The 17,458-nt window shown below is 61.8% G+C and carries 13 protein-coding genes and 1 tRNA gene; 5 read left to right on the top strand and 9 right to left on the bottom strand.

What is annotated here, in order from left to right; translation table 11 throughout:
• Positions 1 to 175: 175 nt before the first annotated feature.
• From KCX70_RS08815 to fadB, 3 genes are all read right to left on the bottom strand, one after another.
• On the bottom strand, positions 176 to 403 hold the full coding sequence (locus KCX70_RS08815) for a DUF1653 domain-containing protein (RefSeq protein ID WP_021210141.1): 228 nt from the start codon (positions 401 to 403) through the stop codon (positions 176 to 178).
• Between the two features lie 77 nt (positions 404 to 480).
• Complete coding sequence (gene fadA, locus KCX70_RS08810; RefSeq protein ID WP_212619939.1) at positions 481 to 1,656, bottom strand: acetyl-CoA C-acyltransferase FadA; 1,176 nt, start codon at positions 1,654 to 1,656, stop codon at positions 481 to 483.
• Between the two features lie 17 nt (positions 1,657 to 1,673).
• Positions 1,674 to 3,821, bottom strand: a complete 2,148-nt coding sequence (fadB, locus tag KCX70_RS08805) for a fatty acid oxidation complex subunit alpha FadB (protein ID WP_212619938.1) — start codon at positions 3,819 to 3,821, stop codon at positions 1,674 to 1,676.
• 459 nt (positions 3,822 to 4,280) lie between these two features.
• On the opposite strand from fadB, the gene KCX70_RS08800 reads away from it, so the two are divergent.
• Complete coding sequence (locus KCX70_RS08800; RefSeq protein WP_212619937.1) at positions 4,281 to 6,317, top strand: S9 family peptidase; 2,037 nt, start codon at positions 4,281 to 4,283, stop codon at positions 6,315 to 6,317.
• 120 nt (positions 6,318 to 6,437) lie between these two features.
• The gene (locus KCX70_RS08795) at positions 6,438 to 6,785 is read left to right on the top strand and encodes a YgaP family membrane protein (RefSeq protein ID WP_021210145.1); all 348 of its coding nucleotides are present in this window, start codon (positions 6,438 to 6,440) and stop codon (positions 6,783 to 6,785) included.
• Positions 6,786 to 7,542: 757 nt separating this feature from the next.
• Here KCX70_RS08795 and KCX70_RS08790 read toward each other — a convergent pair.
• From KCX70_RS08790 to KCX70_RS08770, 5 genes are all read right to left on the bottom strand, one after another.
• The gene (locus KCX70_RS08790; protein WP_212619936.1) at positions 7,543 to 8,568 is read right to left on the bottom strand and encodes a succinylglutamate desuccinylase; all 1,026 of its coding nucleotides are present in this window, start codon (positions 8,566 to 8,568) and stop codon (positions 7,543 to 7,545) included.
• On the bottom strand, positions 8,540 to 8,827 hold the full coding sequence (locus tag KCX70_RS08785) for a hypothetical protein (RefSeq protein WP_021210148.1): 288 nt from the start codon (positions 8,825 to 8,827) through the stop codon (positions 8,540 to 8,542). The genes KCX70_RS08790 and KCX70_RS08785 overlap by 29 nt, the downstream gene beginning before the upstream one ends.
• Positions 8,828 to 8,892: 65 nt before the next feature.
• Complete coding sequence (locus KCX70_RS08780; protein ID WP_212619935.1) at positions 8,893 to 10,113, bottom strand: aspartate aminotransferase family protein; 1,221 nt, start codon at positions 10,111 to 10,113, stop codon at positions 8,893 to 8,895.
• Between the two features lie 118 nt (positions 10,114 to 10,231).
• Positions 10,232 to 10,927, bottom strand: coding sequence for a crotonase/enoyl-CoA hydratase family protein (locus tag KCX70_RS08775; RefSeq protein WP_212619934.1), 696 nt, complete (start codon positions 10,925 to 10,927; stop codon positions 10,232 to 10,234).
• Positions 10,928 to 11,054: 127 nt separating this feature from the next.
• Positions 11,055 to 12,359 carry an HD-GYP domain-containing protein gene (locus KCX70_RS08770; protein WP_212619933.1) on the bottom strand — a complete coding sequence of 435 codons (1,305 nt, stop codon included), beginning with the start codon at positions 12,357 to 12,359 and terminating at the stop codon, positions 11,055 to 11,057.
• 231 nt (positions 12,360 to 12,590) lie between these two features.
• On the opposite strand from KCX70_RS08770, the gene KCX70_RS08765 reads away from it, so the two are divergent.
• The 3 genes from KCX70_RS08765 to KCX70_RS08755 all read left to right on the top strand — a co-directional run bounded on the left by KCX70_RS08765 (position 12,591) and on the right by KCX70_RS08755 (position 15,306).
• Positions 12,591 to 12,680, top strand: a tRNA-Ser gene (locus KCX70_RS08765).
• 1,000 nt (positions 12,681 to 13,680) lie between these two features.
• Positions 13,681 to 14,034, top strand: a complete 354-nt coding sequence (locus KCX70_RS08760; RefSeq protein WP_102850996.1) for a rhodanese-like domain-containing protein — start codon at positions 13,681 to 13,683, stop codon at positions 14,032 to 14,034.
• 150 nt (positions 14,035 to 14,184) lie between these two features.
• Positions 14,185 to 15,306 (top strand): mechanosensitive ion channel family protein, encoded by a 1,122-nt coding sequence (locus tag KCX70_RS08755; protein ID WP_212619932.1) that lies wholly within the window; start codon positions 14,185 to 14,187, stop codon positions 15,304 to 15,306.
• A gap of 45 nt (positions 15,307 to 15,351) precedes the next feature.
• On the opposite strand, the gene acs is transcribed toward KCX70_RS08755, so the two are convergent.
• Positions 15,352 to 17,307 carry an acetate--CoA ligase gene (acs, locus tag KCX70_RS08750; protein ID WP_212619931.1) on the bottom strand — a complete coding sequence of 652 codons (1,956 nt, stop codon included), beginning with the start codon at positions 17,305 to 17,307 and terminating at the stop codon, positions 15,352 to 15,354.
• Positions 17,308 to 17,458 lie beyond the last annotated feature (151 nt).

The raw sequence follows: 17,458 nt of genomic DNA, 5'->3' as shown, positions 1-17,458 counted from the left end.
TCCGAAATCTTTCGTATCCACTGCCATTCGCTCGGCAATCTGCTTGCCCGGCAGCGGTCTTTACCGCTTGGAACCAAGCGAATTTACGTCGGCTCGGTCCGAAAGCACCGCTATATATAGTGGTGACAGAGCCGAGGTCAAGCGTGAGGGTTAAGCCAGCGAGTCCGTTCGAGCGTCAGAAACGACTGGGCTCGGCCTCGATCAGGGCAAAACGGGGAAGCGTTTCACCGTCGACTTCCACCGTTTCGGTAAACATCGAAAGCGGACGCACCCAAAGACCGAAATCCCCATACAGCGCCTGATAGAAGACCACCGGCTCCTCCGTCTCGGAGTGCCGAGCGACTGCATATACCCGATACTCGGGACCCTTGTAATGACGATAACGGCCTGGCGTGACCTGCATCTCGACTGCCTCTGCAAAAAGCATCCACTAAATGAAAACCGGGGCACGAGGCCCCGGTTTTCGTGTTACCGCACAGCTTAGACGCGTTCGAACACCGTGGTGATACCTTGGCCCAGGCCGATACACATGGTGGCCACGCCGAGGGTACCGCCCTTCTGCTTCATCACGTTCAGCAGGGTGCCGGAAATACGGGCTCCGGAGCAACCGAACGGATGACCCAACGCGATAGCACCGCCATGCAGGTTGACCTTCTGCTCCATCTTGTCGAGCAGCTTCAGGTCCTTGAGCACAGGCAGTGCCTGGGCCGCGAAGGCTTCGTTGAGCTCGACGTAGTCGATGTCGTCCATAGTCAGACCGGCGCGCTTGAGCGCCTTCTGCGTAGCCGGCACCGGACCGTAGCCCATGATCGCCGGATCGACACCGGCCAGCGCCATGGAGCGGATCACGGCCATCGGCTGGATGCCCAGGTCCTGCGCGCGCTGCGCGGACATGACGATCATGCACGAGGCGCCGTCGGTGATCTGCGAGGAAGTGCCCGCTGTTACGGTGCCGCCCTTCGGGTTGAAAGCAGGCTTGAGCGCGGCCAGGCTCTCGAGCGTGGTTTCCGGACGAATGGTTTCATCGTAGTCGAAGACCTTGAGGAAACCGTTCTCGTCGTAGCCTTCCATCGGGATGATTTCATCCTTGAACAGGCCATCGACGGTCGCCTGATGCGCCAGGCGATGCGAGCGCTCACCGAAGGCATCCTGCTGCTCGCGCGTGATGCCGTGCATCTTGCCCAGCATCTCGGCGGTCAGGCCCATCATGCCGGACGCCTTGGCGGCGTAGAGCGACAGCTGCGGGTTCGGGTCGACACCGTGCATCATGCCCACGTGGCCCATGTGCTCGACACCACCGACGACGAAGACATCACCATTACCGGTCATGATCGCCTGGGCGGCCGTATGCAGCGCGCTCATCGACGAGCCGCACAGGCGGCTGACGGTCTGTGCGGCGCTGGTGTGCGGGATGCGCGTCAGCAGCGAAGCCATGCGGGCAACGTTCCAACCCTGTTCCAGGGTCTGGTTGACGCAGCCCCAGATCACATCCTCCACTTCGGCCGGATCGACCTTGGGGTTACGTGCCAACAAGCCATCGATCAGGTGCGCGGACATGGTCTCGGCGCGGGTGTTGCGGTGCATGCCGCCCTTGGAACGACCCATCGGGGTACGGCCGAAGTCGACAATGACGACGTCTCTCGGATTAAGGCTCATATCTCGTTATTCCTCGATTAACCGTAGAAGCACTGGCCGCTTGCAGCCATTTCACGCAGCTTCGCAGTCGGGTGGTACAGCGGACCCAGGTCGGCATACTTGTCGGCCAGCGCCACGAACTCGGCAACACCGATCGAATCGATGTAGCGCAGTGCACCACCACGGAAGGGTGGGAAGCCGATGCCGTAGATCAGGCCCATGTCGGCCTCGGCAGCGGTCTCGACGATGTTGTCTTCCAGGCAGCGAACGGTTTCCAGGCACAGCGGGATCATCATGTAGTTGATGATGTCCTCGTCGGACAGCTCGCGGGTTTCGCTGACGATCGGCTTGAGCAGCTCGTAAGCCTGGGGATCGACCACCTTCTTCGGCTTGCCCTTCTTGTCCATCTCGTAGGCGTAGAAGCCCTTGCCGTTCTTCTGACCGAGGCGGTTGGCCTCGTACATGACGTCGACGGCGGTCTTGCTGTCGTCCTTCATGCGGTCCGGGAAGCCTTCGGCCATCACGTCACGGCCATGGTGGCCGGTGTCCATGCCGACGACGTCCATCAGGTAGGCCGGGCCCATCGGCCAGCCGAACTTCTCCATGACCTTGTCGGCGCGAACGAAGTCGACACCGTGGGCGATGGCGCGGGCAAAGCCGCCGAAGTACGGGAACAGCACGCGGTTGACCAGGAAGCCCGGGCAATCGTTGACCACGACCGGGCTCTTGCCCATTTTCTTGGCGTAGGCGACGGTGGTGGCGATCGCGGTTTCGCTGGTTTTCTCGCCACGGATGACTTCCACCAGCGGCATCATGTGCACCGGGTTGAAGAAGTGCATGCCGCAGAAGTTTTCCGGACGCTTGAGTGCCTGAGCCAGGTAGCTGATGGAGATGGTGGAGGTGTTGGAAGCGATGATCGCGTCTTCGCGAACGTGCCCTTCCACCTCGGCCAGCACGGCGTGCTTGACCTTCGGGTTCTCGACTACGGCTTCGACGACGATGTCGACGTGACCGAAATCGCCGTAGGACATGGTCGGACGGATCGCGTTGAGCGCTTCGGCCATCTTGGCCGGAGTCAGGCGACCTTTCTCGACACGCTTGCCGAGCAGCTTGGAGGCCTCGTCCAGGCCCATCTGAATGCCTTCCTCGCGGATATCCTTCATCAGGATCGGCGTGCCTTTGACAGCCGACTGATAGGCGATGCCGCCACCCATGATGCCAGCGCCCAGTACGGCAGCCAGCTTCACGTCACGGGCCTGCTTGTCGTAGGCCTTGGCTTTTTTCTTCAGCTCCTGATCGCTCAGGAACAGACCGACCAGGCTCTGCGCCACAGAGGTCTTGGCCAGCTTGACGAAGCCGGCGGCCTCGACTTCGATGGCCTTGTCGCGGCCGAAGTTGGCGGCTTTCTGAATGGTCTTGATCGCCTCGACCGGAGCCGGATAGTTCGGGCCGGCCTGACCGGCCACGAAACCCTTGGAGGTTTCGAAGGCCATCATCTGCTCGATGGCGTTGAGCTTGAGCTTGTCCAGCTTCGGCTGACGCTTGGCCTTGTAGTCCAGCTCACCGGAAATGGCGCGCTTGATCAGATCCAGCGCAGCGGCCTGCAGCTTCTCAGGGGCCACCACAGCATCGACCGCACGCACCTTGAGGGCGTCTTCTGCGCGGTTTTCCTTGCCCGAGGCGATCCACTCGACAGCGTTGTCCACGCCGATCAGACGCGGCAGGCGAACGGTGCCGCCGAAGCCCGGGTAGATACCCAGTTTGACTTCCGGCAGACCGACCTTGGCATTGGTCGACATGACGCGATAGTCAGCCGCCATGCACATTTCGAAACCACCGCCCAGTGCGATGCCGTTGATCACGGCGACCGTGGGTACGCCCAGGTCTTCGAAATCGCTGAAAATCTTGTTCGCTTCGAGGTTACCGGCGACCAGCTCTTCGTCCGGCAGCTTGAAATTGTCGACGAACTCGGTGATGTCGGCGCCGACGATGAATACGTCCTTGCCGCTGGTGACGATAACGCCCTTCACCGAGCTATCGGCCTTGATGGCGTCGACGGCCTGGCGCAGATCGTTGAGGGTGAGGCGGTTGAACTTGTTGACGGACTCACCCTTGAGGTCGAAATTCAATTCGACGATGCCGCTCTCAAGAGCCTTAACCGTGATGGCTTTACCTTCGTAAATCATCAACTGATCTCCACGGTATGGAAGCTGAACGTTACGTGTCGCACGTCATCGATCCTGAGACCGTCACCGACTGGCGTAGCGACACCCGGTGAAACGACACCCACCGACACGATAAACCGGGCTGACGGCATTTGCGTGGCAAACGCTCGATTCATACGCCCGTTTGATTTGGGTGAGCACACCTTCATGGAAAAGCGCTGCAATGTCAATCGGCTGGCCAATCCAGGCGGCGACCTTCGTTTGCGATCCGATCGATAAGCCTAGTCGAGACCCGGCATGTCGCAGCCGCCCAAGCCTGTTTTCCCCGCATTGTCAGCCATTCACATGGCTGATCGGCGCAAACCGGCCGATGAACCCCGGCCGCGTGTCACCGTCACAAACGGGTGAGGCACTAGTACACTCGTGCCCGCCTACAACCGTACAGCTGCGCCAGCTCGCGGCCTTTTTCAGGAGTCATGCATGTCTGCTGCCCCCATTGCCCGCGCCGATCAAGGCCAGGATCCGTACAAGTGGCTCGAGAACCGCGACGCGCCCGAGGTGCTCGACTACTTGAAGGCGGAAAACGCCTACCTGAACAGTCAACTGGCGGAGCAGGCCGGGCTACGCGAAGCGTTGTTCCAGGAAATCAAGGGACGCATCCGCGAAACGGACTTGTCGCTGCCCTCGCCCTGGGGCCCATGGCTGTACTACCAGCGCACCACGGCGGGCGATGAATATCCACGCCACTACCGCTGCCCGCGACCGGCCGACGGTTCGCTCAAGGTCGATGAACAGGCCGAGCAACTGCTGCTCGACCCCAACGAGCTGGCGGCCGGCGGCTTCCTGTCGCTGGGCGCGTTCAGCGTCAGCCAGGACCACAGCAAGCTGGCCTACAGCCTCGACACCCAGGGCGACGAAATCTACCGATTGTTCGTCAAGGATCTGAATACAGGCGAGGTCGTCGCCCTACCCTTCGACGATTGCGACGGCAGCATGACCTGGGCCAACGATCATCAAACGCTGTTCTTCGGCGAACTCGACGACACCCACCGCCCGCACAAAATCTACCGCCACCGGCTCGGCGAAAGCGGTCGCACTGAGGTCTATCACGACCCGGACGGGCGTTTCTTCGTACACTGCTACCGCGCCAGTTCCGAGCGCCAGCTGGTGATCCTGTCCAACAGCAAAACCACCAGCGAAGCCTGGGTGCTGTCAGCGGATCAGCCCGAAGGGGCCTGGACCTGCCTCGCACCACGTGAGGACGATCATGAATACTTCCCAGACCACGGCCTGCTCGACGGCCAGTGGAGCTGGCTGATCCGCAGCAACCAGGCCGGTATCAACTTCGCCCTGTACCAGGCGCCGGAGCGCACGCCACAGCGCGAGCACTGGCAGGAGCTGATCGGCCATCGAGATGAGGTGATGCTCGAAGACGTCAGCCTGAACGCCAGCGCAGTTACGCTGAGCCTGCGCGAGGCCGGCTTGCCGATCATCGAGGTAAGGCCCTCGGCAGGCGAGCCCTACCGGCTACAGCTACCCGACGCGGCCTACAGTCTGCACGTGCACAACACCCTCGAATTCGACAGTCCGGTGATTCGGCTGCGCTATGAAGCCCTGAACCGCCCGGCGCAGATTCGTCAGCTGAACCTCGCCAATGGCAAGCAACAGGTGCTCAAGGAGACCCCGGTCGAGGGGCCTTTCGATGCCGATGCCTACGAGAGCCGCCGAATCTGGGCCACCGCTGCGGACGGCACGCAGGTGCCGATCAGCCTGGTTGGCCGGCGCGAGCAGTTCGGCAAGCCCGCGCCACTCTACCTGTACGGTTATGGCGCGTACGGACACAGCCTCGACCCATGGTTTTCCCATGCGCGGCTATCGCTGCTCGACCGCGGTTTCACCTTCGCGATCGCCCATGTGCGCGGCGGCGGTGACCTTGGCGAGGCCTGGTACCGCGCCGGCAAGCTGCAGCACAAGGCGAACACCTTCGGCGATTTCATCGCCTGTGCCGAGCAGCTGATCGCCGATGGCTATACCGAACCGGCTCGACTCGCCATCAGCGGTGGCAGCGCAGGCGGCCTGCTGATCGGTGCTGTGCTCAACCTGCGCCCGGAACTGTCTGGTGCGGCGATCGCCGAAGTGCCTTTCGTCGATGTGTTGAACACCATGCTCAACGCCGACCTGCCGCTCACCGTGACCGAGTACGACGAGTGGGGTGACCCGAACCAACCCGAGGTGCACGAACGCATCAAGGCCTATGCGCCATACGAAAACGTGCAGACCCAGGCCTACCCGCCCATCCTTGCCGTGGCCGGCTATAATGATAGCCGCGTGCAGTATTGGGAGGCGGCAAAGTGGGTTGCCAAGCTGCGGGCCAGCAAGACGGACGACAACCTGCTGCTGCTCAAGACCGAGTTTGGCGCCGGGCATGGCGGTATGAGCGGTCGCTATCAGGCACTCAAGGACGTTGCTCTGGAATACGCCTTCGTGCTCAAGGTGTTCGGCCTGGCTGACCGATAAGCCGGCCGCGGTGTCCACAGCCAACGTACCGGCAGGCGCGGGGCCATCTGCCGACTTGCGGTCGGAACGGCACCTGCATGCCGCGGTCACTTCTCATACCACTGTTTGGAGTGATATGGCATGAACAGGACACCGCAGAATGTGCATGGCTGGGAGCGCGCCGCATCGGTAATTGGCGGGCTTTACTTCGTTGGCAAAGGGCTAGGACGGGGCGGTTTAGGCGGGCTGGTTCAACTGGCAATGGGCGGAATGGCCCTGGCGCGCGGGTTCACCGGCCACTGCGAAGCCAAGCGCGTGCTTTGCGAAGTGAGCGAGCATGCCAGGATGGCCGAAGGCAACTCCCGCAGTATGCCGCTCGAACGCAATGAGGCTGACGAGGCGCGAATGAAAGCCAACGCCCAGGCCGCCACTGGCACGGCTGCGGTGACAGGTAACGACTCGCTCGAGAACCCGCCGGCTGGCGTCTGATCGGCCATAGCAACACTGGCGCAGCTTCGCTTTTTGTAGGAGGCGCGCCCGGCGAATGCGGATGTCCTGCCAGCTCAAAAGCAAAAGCTTCGCCCCCGGTCGGGCCTCCTACAGAAGCGCCAAAGCGCCACTCGCACCGCTTTTTTTGTGGGAGCCGCGACCCGCGGCGAATGCGGGATGTGCTGCCACTCAAAAGCAAAGCTTCGTCCCGGGTCGGGCCTCCTACAGGAAGAGCCAAAGCGTCAGCCGCACCGCTTTTTTTGTGGGAGCCGCGACCCGCGGCGAATGCGGGGGTTCTGCCCGCTCATAAGCAAAGCTTCGCCCCGAGGTCGGGCCTCCTACAAGAGAGCCAAAGCCTCAGCCGCACCGCTTTTTTGTGGGAGGCGCGCCCCGCGGCGAATGCGGATGTGCTGCCAGCTCAAAAGCAAGAGCTTCGCCCCGATGTCGGGCCTCCCACAGAAGCGCCAAAGCGCCATCCGCACCGCTTTTTTTTGTGGGAGCCGCGACCTGCGGCGGACAGGGACTTCCCGCCCGCTCAAAAAGCAAAAGCTTCGCCCCGAGGTCGGGCCTCCTACAGAAGAGCCAAAAGCGCCACTCGCACCGCTTTTTTGTGGGAGGCGCGACCCGCGGCGAATGCGGATGTTCTGCCAGCTCATAAGCAAAAGCTTCGCCCCGAGGTCGGGCCTCCCACGAAAACAGTGCACCGCGCTCATTTGTGGGAGGCGCGCCTCGCGGCGAATACAGGCGTCCGAGTCACTCAGTCGCGCGGCACCACGATCAGTCCGGCGCGCTCGCCAATCGCGACGTCGGCGAGCGGAAACAGGATATGCGCGTCTGGCTCCTCGGCGATCCAGCGAACCCCGCCCTCGTCTTCCGCCAGCAGCGTTCCAGGTGGCAATGCGGTGAAATTTTCGATGTCGGCAGGCAGGCGCAGGACGAACGCTTCGCTACGTTTGATGATTTCCCGCGCCAACCGGAACGTTCTCAGCGGTCGCACCGGCTTCATTTGCGCAGGCGAGTCCACTTCGATCCACTGACGGGCCGCCTGGAGAAAATCGTCGAGACACTTCGGCCATGTCCCGTCAGGCGCTTCGGCCATTTCCAGCGTGAACGCCTCTGCGCCGTGGCGAGTTGCGGTATGGGCGCTGAAGGTCGCGGAAGGCTTTTCCTGCAATAGCACCGCGTCCACCGCCGCGTGCCGCAACCGCATCAGGCTTTCGGAAGACGCTTCCCGATCCGGCATCCAGGGGCAGACGGCGAACTGCTGCAACTTCGATGCGCGCATGGCCGAATGCAGGTCGTAGTGCCAACGGCGACGACCTGAATCGCGAAAGAATTCCGCGATCCAGGCTTCGAGTCGAGCGGCACGGCGAGCCTCGTCGCTAACAACCCCCGCATGCTTGCCGCAAAACAGCCGATTCAGGTCCTGGCCGATCCGCCGCACGCCCTGGCGCATGGCCGGTGGGTTGCAGAACAGCAATAACAGCCGCGCACGGGGGCGGATCTCGCTGCGCCCGATCGCTCGTATCAAGTCGTCGAGCAGCCTGATCGGGACAAGCTCACAACCGTGCACGCCAGCCGACAACACCAGGTCCAGCCCTGCATCCCGGCCAGGCGCCGGCGTGACTTCGAGCGCGCCCTCACCCAGCCATTGCAGCCTGACGCCCTCAGCCGTGAGCTGCTCTTTCTGCTCGGGCTCCCGCCCGGCCAGCGTCAGTTCCAGCAGCCGGCCGAGAGCCAGCGTGGCGGTGTCATCAATGGTCGTGATTACAGTCGGGGCCATGTACATGGTCGTCTTCGGCGGGTTCGACCGGTTCCATCTCCAATTCCAAGCTGACCAGATTGGTCGCCAGCGGACGCAGCAGCAGGTTGGCGTACTCGGTATCGCCGTCTTCGACATCCACGCCAATCATCAGCTGGTTGTTGCCGACCTGCTGAATCCAGACTTCCCGCCCCTGCCACATCACGGCAAAGCGGGTGCAGGAGGTCTCCAGCTGGGTGCCGTCTACATCTTCAAGGATCAGTTGCAGGCTATCGCTCATGGTCACACTCTCGATAAAGGGACAAAGACGGGACGGATGGCGTCCCGCCGTAGGTAAGGCCGGGCTCAGGCCTGAGTCAGTTTTGCTGCAGCGCGCTCGAAACGGGCGAGACCTTCGACGATGTCCGCCTCTTCGATGATCAGGCTCGGCGCCAGGCGGATCACGTCGGGACCGGCCTGCAGGATCATCAGCGCCTCGCGCTCGGCGGCATCGAAGATTTCCCGCGCACGGCCTTTCCAGGCGTCATTCAGCACGCAACCAATCAGCAAGCCCATGCCGCGCACCTGGCTGAACAGTCCGTGACGCTGGCCAATCTCAAGTAGGCCTTGTTTGAAGCGCTCATGGCGCGCCTTGACCCCAGCGAGCACTTCCGGCGTATTGACGATATCGACCACCGCCTCGGCCACCGCACAGGCCAGCGGATTCCCGCCGTAGGTCGTGCCATGGGTCCCGACGCTGAAATGCGCGGCGATTTCGTTGGTGGTCAGCATCAAGCCGATCGGGAACCCACCGCCCAGGCTCTTGGCGTTGGTCAGGATGTCCGGCGTGACGCCATAGTTCATGTAGGCGTAAAGCTCACCGGTGCGCCCCATTCCGGTTTGCACCTCGTCCAGGATCAGCAGCGCGCCGTGCTGATCGCAGAGTTTGCGCGCGCCCTCCAAATAAGCCTGATCGGCGGGCAGCACGCCGCTCTCGCCCTGGATCGGCTCCAGCACCACGGCACAGGTTTTGTCCGAAATGGTTGCGGCGAGCGCATCGAGGTCGTTGTAGGGAACGTGGCTGATGCCCTCTATCTTCGGTCCGAAGCCGTCGGAATACTTCGGCTGGCCACCCACCGTCACGGTGAACAGGGTCCGTCCATGGAAGCTGTTCACCGCGGAAATGATTTCGTGCTTCTGCGCGCCATGCTTGTCATGGGCGTAGCGACGGGCGAGCTTGAAAGCCGCCTCGTTGGCTTCAGCACCCGAATTGCAGAAAAATGCGCGATCGGCAAAGGTCGCCGCGGTGAGCTTCTTCGCCAGGCGCAGCGCGGGCTCGTTGGTGAAGATATTAGAAATGTGCCAGAGCTTGCCGGCCTGCTCGGTAAGTGACGCCACCAGCGCCGGATGGGCGTGCCCAAGCACGTTGACGGCAATGCCGCCGGTAAAGTCGATGAGCTCTCGCCCGCTCTGATCCCAGACTCGCGAGCCCTCGCCGCGCACAGGTATGAAAGCGGCGGGAGCGAAAGTGGGAACGATAACCTGGTCGAAATCGGCGCGTTCTACCGGGGTGTGCGGGGCGGACATCAGGACTCTCCTGCGATACGGCACTCATGGAATGAAAAACGCCCCACCGTGGCGGGGCGTTGCAGGCTCAGTTTAAACGCAGGCCCGCCGGGAATGGGCGGTCCGGCGAAAATTCTCTTCAAGGCACGATGGAATGCTGCTGGTCCAGCTCGATGGCCCGGTCCAGCGTCTCGAGCAAGGTTTTACGCGCCTTGAGCTTGGTATTCTTGTGAGCCGTCATGTTGATCTTCTTCAACTGGGCCGCCGTTGCCTTGGCCACGTCCATCAACTCGCCGGCCGGGACGATCTTGTCCAGGAAGCCCGCTTCCAGCGCCGCCTGCGGATTGAAGATCTCGCCATTGATTACCGAGCGATGGAAAGCGGGCTTGGTCAGGCGATCCCGCGCCACTTCGATACCGGAATGGTGCATGGTCATGCCGATCTGGACCTCGTTGAGGCCGATGTTGAACGCCCCCTCCACACCGATGCGGTAGTCGGCTGAGAGCAGCAGGAAGGCGCCCTTGGCGATGGCATGCCCCGGGCACGCGACGATGATCGGGAAGGGATGGGCGAGCATCCGTCGAGTGAACGTCGAGCCAACCGTTACCAGCGCTATGGCGTTCTCCGGACTCGAGGTCATCACCTTGAGGTCGTAGCCACCGGAGAGAATCCCCGGCTGGCCGGTGAGAATCACGACGGCGCGATCCTGCTCGGCACGATCGAAGGCGGCGTTGAGCGCATCGAACATAGCGGGAGACAGCGCGTTGACCTTGCCATTGTTCAGGGTCAGGGTGGCGATGCCGTCTTCGAGTTCGTAGCAAACCAGATCACTCATGACGAATATTCCTTGTTAGAAGTGCGCAGACGTTACCCAGCACGCCTCTCCAGGTAAAGCGTCGTGACTGACTGGCGAGTCATGAGTTACAGGCGAATGATGCGCCAGGCCAGGGCGCAAGTTGCCTTCAGGCTTCAGGTTGTTCCGGCTCGAGCTCGAGCACCGCCAACAGCTCGGGATGCAGGATCGACTGCAACTGGGGATCGGCGATATACAGGCCGTAGGAACCGTCGGAGATACCGAGGCTGATTCGATAGGGCGTGCCCTCGACGTCGACGGTCAGCTGAGAGAGGTCCAGGTAGCGCGGCTCGCAGGGCGCCTTGTTCGCGTCGCGTAGCACCACCACTTTCGGTCGCAGATGCAGCTGGGGATGCTTCTCCAGCACCAGGGCGACTTCGCCGGTATGCAGCTCCACCAGCGTGCCCACCGGAAAGACACCGAGCCAGCGGATGAATTCATGTACCAGCGCCCCGTCGAACTGCTTGTCCGCACCGCTACGCAGCACGTCGTACGCCGTCTGTATCGGCCGCGCATCGTCATAGGCACGGTGGCTGGTGATCGCATCGAAGGCATCGACGATGGTGACCACCCGGGTGATGAAGGGTATCTGATAGCCATCGAGCCCTTGAGGGTAACCCCTGCCGTCCAGCCGCTCATGATGTCCATGTGCCGCCTGCACCGCAGCGGGGGGGATGTCGTCCTGGCTGCACAGCGCCTCGTAGCCAAAACGCGGGTGTAGCTTGATGTGCTCGAACTCTTCCTGAGTCAGCTTGCCCGGCTTATTGAGGATGGCGGGGTCGATCTTCATCTTGCCGACGTCGTGCAATAACCCGGCAAGCCCGAGCAGTTCGATCTTCTCGTCGGGCAGGCCGAGATGCGTACCGAAGCCCATCGCCAGGATGGAAACGGACAGGCAATGCAGGCTGGTGTACAGATCCTGTGACTTCAAGCGCGCCAGCCAGAGCATGGCGCTCTCGTTGCGCAACATGCTTTCCAGGTTCCGCTTGACCAACGCCTGGCAGGCCTTGGTATCGATCGGCCGCCCGAGCTGGACGTCCGACAGCACCTGGTCAAGCACCAGCGCGCTGCTGCGATAGGCTTCCTGCGCTTCCTGGACTTCGAGTGCAAGCGGGATGCGTGTCATCGTGCGCGTCACGCGCAGCGGCGTCGCCGTGGGCACGATGACCTGCCCCTGGTCGAGCAGCACGCGGCGGGTATCATCGACGAAGACATAATCGCAGCGCTCGCGCACCGCCTGGATGTGCTCGAGCTTGAGCAGCGGGAAGCCCTGAAACAAAAAGTCGGTCTGACGCCATGGCCGGTCCAGCTCGCAGATATACATGCCGAGTTCCAGATGACTGACGTGCAGACGCCGTTTCGTGGCGACCTCCACCACGTCCGGCCGCTTACGCTTGCTTTTGAATAACTTCATCAAGCCATTTCCCGGCTTTACATATTCACAAAAGGTAACTGCGCTGGCTCGGGCACCAATGCCATAGGCGTTCGAACGCTAGAGCAACGATAGGTTCATTGCCAGCGCCACTCAGCCAGTTTTCTAACGGTGCCTTAACCGCATGAAAAAACTAAAAAAACTTTTTGCCATAGGCAGGCTCTTCGGCTACATTAGCGCGCCTCGACGGACTTCAAACCTCCGGCGAGATCCGGTGAGGTGTCCGAGCGGTTGAAGGAGCACGCCTGGAAAGTGTGTATACGAGAAATCGTATCGAGGGTTCGAATCCCTCCCTCACCGCCAGATCCCACACGAAGCCCCGTTTATCGGGGCTTTGTTGTTTCTGGCTATTGGCTTTGGCGGTACGGGCTTACGCCTGCCTCGGCGCCCGCCCTGGTTCTGAGCACAACACGTTCGTCCCGTTACTCGAAATGTTCCGATTTCACCCGCCGCTGACGCAGCCTGGTCGGGCGACGTTTCCATTCGCTCCATCCTTTGAGCGAGCGCCACTACGCGGGAACTGATTGTCCGCCCATAAATCCCGCAATAGCGGTGGTCTGACGAGCGGTCGGGACCGAGCCGAGCGCTCGCGTAGACAGATTCGTGCCACGGCGAATAGCGCGCCTGTCTATCGAAAAGCAGAGCTTCGCTCCGAGGGCGGGGCTCCCACAGAAGTGCCAAAGCGCCGAAGCGCCACCCGCACCGCTTTTCCTGTGGGAGCCGCGACCCCGCGGCGAATGCGCCGTTCTGCCCGCTCAAAAGCAAAAGCTTCGCCCCGGGGTCGGGGCTCCTACAAAGAAAGAGCCGAAGCGCCACCCGCACCGCTTTTGTTGTGGGAGCCGCGGCCCGCGGTGAATGAGCGCATTCTGCCCGCTCAAAAGCAAAAGCTTCGCCCCCGAAGGCGGGGCTCCCACAGAAAGGCTAAAAGCTTCGTCCTGAAGGGACGTAAGCGTTCTCACCGAATCTCTGGCCCATATATTGCTTGAGCTAAGCCAACGCTCTGTTCAGAAATCGGCTCGCGGGCCGAGCATGTCTGGAAAGCGGACCAGACCTCTGCTACTCGCCAGGGCACTTCACTGCGCATCATCTGTCGAGGCGCACCCCCTAATCGGCAAGGCGCGATGACTCATCCAGTCAAACGGAGGGCTCGGCGTCAGAACAAGAAAAGGCCGCTACCATGTTCAAACAAAAGAAAATCAGGCAGGCGACATTCATTTTGCTGGCTACTGCGGTCATTTTGATCCTGCCGAACCTGACTCGCTTGATCAGCTGATCTGTCGGCGTCGAGCCACGGAGACACCCTATGCGTCGAGTGTTTTGGTTGCTGATGACGTTGGCCGGCCCGGTATTGGGCGGTCAGGTCGACCAGCCCGCCGCGTTGTCGGCGCTGCAGCGCGATGATGTCGTTCTGCTCGATGTGCGCACCGCTCAGGAATACGCCGAAGGCGCCCTGCCCGGCGCTACGCGCATCGAAACCAAGGACCTCGCCGCACGTATCGCCAGCGTCGCGCCCGACAAGAACGCGCCAGTGGTGGTCTATTGCCGCAGCGGTCGGCGCTCGTCCGCCGCGCAGGACTTGCTGCGGGAGCTGGGCTATCGCCAGGTCATCAATGCCGGTGGCTATGAAGATCTGAAAGACGTCGTCCCGTCTCGCTGACTCCGCAACGCCCACGTCTCCATCTGCGCAAACACTTCATCCATCTCAACAGCCCTTCGCTATCACGGGAACTAATGCGCAACAGCGGCTACCGAAAAGGGAGCCACTGCTCAAGCGCTTGGTCGCGCGTACTCCGGAGGAATCCAGTTGATGAATTGGGACGTGATGTTGAATGAACGGCTTTGGATCAACATCGCCATAATCGCTGGCGTCACGGTCGTCAGCTATCTGATCCTGCAGGCCGTCTTACGGATCATCACTAATCGCCTGCGAAAGATGGCCAAGGGCTCGAGGAGCGGATTCGTGGGCATCGCGGCGGAGATGCTCAGCCGCACCAGCCACCTGTTACTCATTGCGCTGTCGCTGCTGATCGCACTGAAGGTCGTCGAACTGCCGGATCGCTGGGAATCGGCGATGGCCCATGGCTGGTTCATCGCCCTCGCCTTCCAGATCGCGTTGTGGATGGATACCGCCGTTCGCCTGTGGATGGAAAGCCTGAACCGCGACGGCAAGGCGCGAAATCCGGTCACCACGACGATCATCGGCATCATGATCCGCATCGTCATCTGGACGATGATGCTGCTGTCGATCCTCGCCAACCTGGGCGTGGACATCACCGCCATGGTCGCCAGCCTCGGCGTCGGCGGTATCGCCATCGCACTGGCGGTGCAGACATTGCTCAGCGACGTCTTCGCGTCCCTGTCCATCGGCGTGGACAAGCCGTTCGAGATCGGCGACTTCGTCGTGTTCGGTGACGTCGCCGGCAACATCGAGCACATCGGGTTGAAGACCACACGCATCCGGGCCCTGAGCGGCGAGCAGATCGTCTGCTCCAACGCTGACCTGCTCAAGCAGATTCTGCACAACTACAAGCGCATGAACACGCGACGCATCGTGTTCAAGTTCGGTATCACCTACAACACCCCGTCGGACAAGGTGCGTGAGGTCTCGGCGCTGGTGAAGCGAATCATCGAGGGCCTGGACAACGCCAAGTTCGACCGTGCCCACTTTCTCGCCTTCGACGACAGCCAGCTCACCTTCGAGGTCGTCTACATCATGCAGGTGTCGGACTACAACGCGTACATGGATACCCAGCAGGAAATCAATCTGCAGCTGCTCGATGGCATTCGCGAGATGGGCGTCCAGTTCGCCCTCCCGACCCGTAGTGTCGAGTTCATTGGCGGCAGCTTTCCAGAGCTGAGCGTCGCAGGTGTGCCGAAGGAAAAGCCCGCCGCCAATCAGCAAGCGCAAAGCGCGTTGCCGAACGGTTGACTAATTGCAGCGCCGCCGGGCGTGGCGGCGCTGCCAACGCTCAGCTCAGCGCAAGCGCATCTGCTTGTGGGTTTCGATCAGTTGCGGCACCACGCCCGGGTCCGCCAGCGTCGAGATATCGCCAAGAGCGTCGTATTCATCGGTGGCGATCTTGCGCAGGATGCGGCGCATGATCTTGCCCGAACGCGTCTTCGGCAAGCCCGGCGCCCACTGGATCACATCCGGCACGGCGATCGGCCCGATCTCCTTGCGCACCCACTGCTGTAGCTCCTGACGCAACTGCTCGGACGGCTCCTCACCCGCCAGCAGCGTCACGTATACATAAATCCCCTGCCCCTTAAGCGGATGCGGCACACCCACGACCGCCGCTTCAGCCACCTTGCGGTGCGCCACCATGGCGCTTTCGATTTCAGCGGTGCCCATGCGGTGGCCGGACACGTTCAACACGTCATCCACCCGACCGGTGATCCAGTAATAGCCGTCCTCGTCGCGGCGTGCGCCGTCGCCGGTGAAGTACATGCCGCGGAAGGTCTTGAAGTAGGTATCGACGAAACGGTCGTGGTCGCGATAGATGCTGCGCATCTGCCCCGGCCAGGAATCGAGGATGACCAGATTGCCCTCGGTGGCGCCTTCCAGCAAGTTGCCCAGGTTGTCCACCAGGCCGGGCACTACGCCGAAGAACGGCCGCGTCGCGGAGCCGGGCTTCAAAGCTGTCGCGCCCGGCAACGGGCTGATGAGGATGCCGCCGGTCTCGGTCTGCCACCAGGTATCCACGATCGGGCAACGTGACTTGCCCACCGTCTCGTAATACCAGTGCCAGGCTTCAGGGTTGATCGGCTCGCCCACCGAACCGAGCAGGCGCAGGCTCGAACCGTCGGCACCGTCCATGGCCGCACTCCCCTCGGCCATCATCGAGCGGATCGCGGTGGGCGCGGTGTAAAGGATATTGACCTTGTGCTTGTCGACGATCTGGCCAACTCGCTTGACGTCCGGATAGTTCGGTACGCCCTCGAACATCAGCGTGGTCGCGCCGTTGGCCAGCGGGCCGTAGATGATGTAGCTGTGACCGGTGATCCAGCCGACGTCAGCGGTACACCAGTAGATCTCTCCGGGCCGATAGTCGAAGACCCGCTCATGAGTTAGTGCGGCATAGAGCAGATAGCCGCCCGTGGTATGCATCACGCCCTTCGGTTTGCCGGTGGAGCCGGAGGTGTAGAGGATGAACAGAGGCTCCTCGGCCCCCATTTCCTTCGGCGCGCAGACATCGCCGGCCACTCGCATCAGGTCGTCGTACCAGATGTCGCGATGCTGATGCCAACGGATGTCGCCGCCGGTGCGACGCACCACGATGATCTTCTGCACGCAGCTGGTTTGCGGGTTGGTCAGCGCCTCATCGACGTTGGCTTTCAATGGAATCCGCTTGCCACCGCGCAACCCTTCGTCGGCGGTGATCACCACCTTGGAGCTGCCGTCGATGATCCGCCCGGCCAGCGCCTCGGGAGAAAACCCGCCGAATACCACCGAATGGATGGCGCCGATACGCGCACAGGCCAGCATGGCGACCGCCACTTCGGGAATCATCGGCATATAGATGGTGACCACATCGCCCCGATGCACATCCTGCCCGCGCAACGCATTGGCGAATTTGCTGACTTCGTGGTGCAGCTCGCGATAGGTGATGTGGCGGTGTTCGGAGGGGTCGTCTCCTTCCCAGATGATCGCGACCTCGTCGCCCCGTGTTTCGAGGTGACGGTCCAGGCAATTGGCCGAGACGTTCAGCGTGCCATCGGCAAACCAGCGGATATCGACGTGGTGATCGTCGAAGGAGGTCTGCTTGACCCGCGAAAATGGTTTTATCCAGTCGATACGCTCCGCCTGCTCGCGCCAAAAGCCGTCAGGATTGACCACCGACTGTTGATACATGGCTTTGTAGGCGGCCTCGTCGGTCAGCGACCGAGCCGCAACTTCCGGTTTCACGGGGTACAGGGACGCAGCACTCATTGGCAATACCTCAATCGTCGGTCTTCTTATCTTTTGAATAACCCTGTCCACAGGCGTCCATGCGTATCACACCGAGCGCCTGGCGACTCCAAGTTCGAGCAACGCGGGGGCGAAGCGTTCCGCTGGCTGGCAAGCCGTCAAGAACTAACTT

It is taken from the genome of Stutzerimonas stutzeri (assembly GCF_018138085.1).
In the GTDB taxonomy this organism is placed as follows: Bacteria; Pseudomonadota; Gammaproteobacteria; order Pseudomonadales; family Pseudomonadaceae; genus Stutzerimonas; species Stutzerimonas stutzeri_AI.
This window is presented reverse-complemented; position numbering and strand designations above follow the sequence as displayed.

Coding starts and splice junctions, on each gene's coding strand:
- KCX70_RS08755 (WP_212619932.1), top strand. CDS start 14,185: ATGAATTGGGACGTGATGTTGAATGAACGGCTTTGGATCAACATCGCC.
- KCX70_RS08815 (WP_021210141.1), bottom strand. CDS start 403: ATGCAGGTCACGCCAGGCCGTTATCGTCATTACAAGGGTCCCGAGTAT.
- fadB (WP_212619938.1), bottom strand. CDS start 3,821: ATGATTTACGAAGGTAAAGCCATCACGGTTAAGGCTCTTGAGAGCGGC.
- KCX70_RS08800 (WP_212619937.1), top strand. CDS start 4,281: ATGTCTGCTGCCCCCATTGCCCGCGCCGATCAAGGCCAGGATCCGTAC.
- acs (WP_212619931.1), bottom strand. CDS start 17,307: ATGAGTGCTGCGTCCCTGTACCCCGTGAAACCGGAAGTTGCGGCTCGG.
- KCX70_RS08795 (WP_021210145.1), top strand. CDS start 6,438: ATGAACAGGACACCGCAGAATGTGCATGGCTGGGAGCGCGCCGCATCG.
- KCX70_RS08780 (WP_212619935.1), bottom strand. CDS start 10,113: ATGTCCGCCCCGCACACCCCGGTAGAACGCGCCGATTTCGACCAGGTT.
- fadA (WP_212619939.1), bottom strand. CDS start 1,656: ATGAGCCTTAATCCGAGAGACGTCGTCATTGTCGACTTCGGCCGTACC.
- KCX70_RS08785 (WP_021210148.1), bottom strand. CDS start 8,827: ATGAGCGATAGCCTGCAACTGATCCTTGAAGATGTAGACGGCACCCAG.
- KCX70_RS08775 (WP_212619934.1), bottom strand. CDS start 10,927: ATGAGTGATCTGGTTTGCTACGAACTCGAAGACGGCATCGCCACCCTG.
- KCX70_RS08790 (WP_212619936.1), bottom strand. CDS start 8,568: ATGGCCCCGACTGTAATCACGACCATTGATGACACCGCCACGCTGGCT.
- KCX70_RS08770 (WP_212619933.1), bottom strand. CDS start 12,359: ATGAAGTTATTCAAAAGCAAGCGTAAGCGGCCGGACGTGGTGGAGGTC.
- KCX70_RS08760 (WP_102850996.1), top strand. CDS start 13,681: ATGCGTCGAGTGTTTTGGTTGCTGATGACGTTGGCCGGCCCGGTATTG.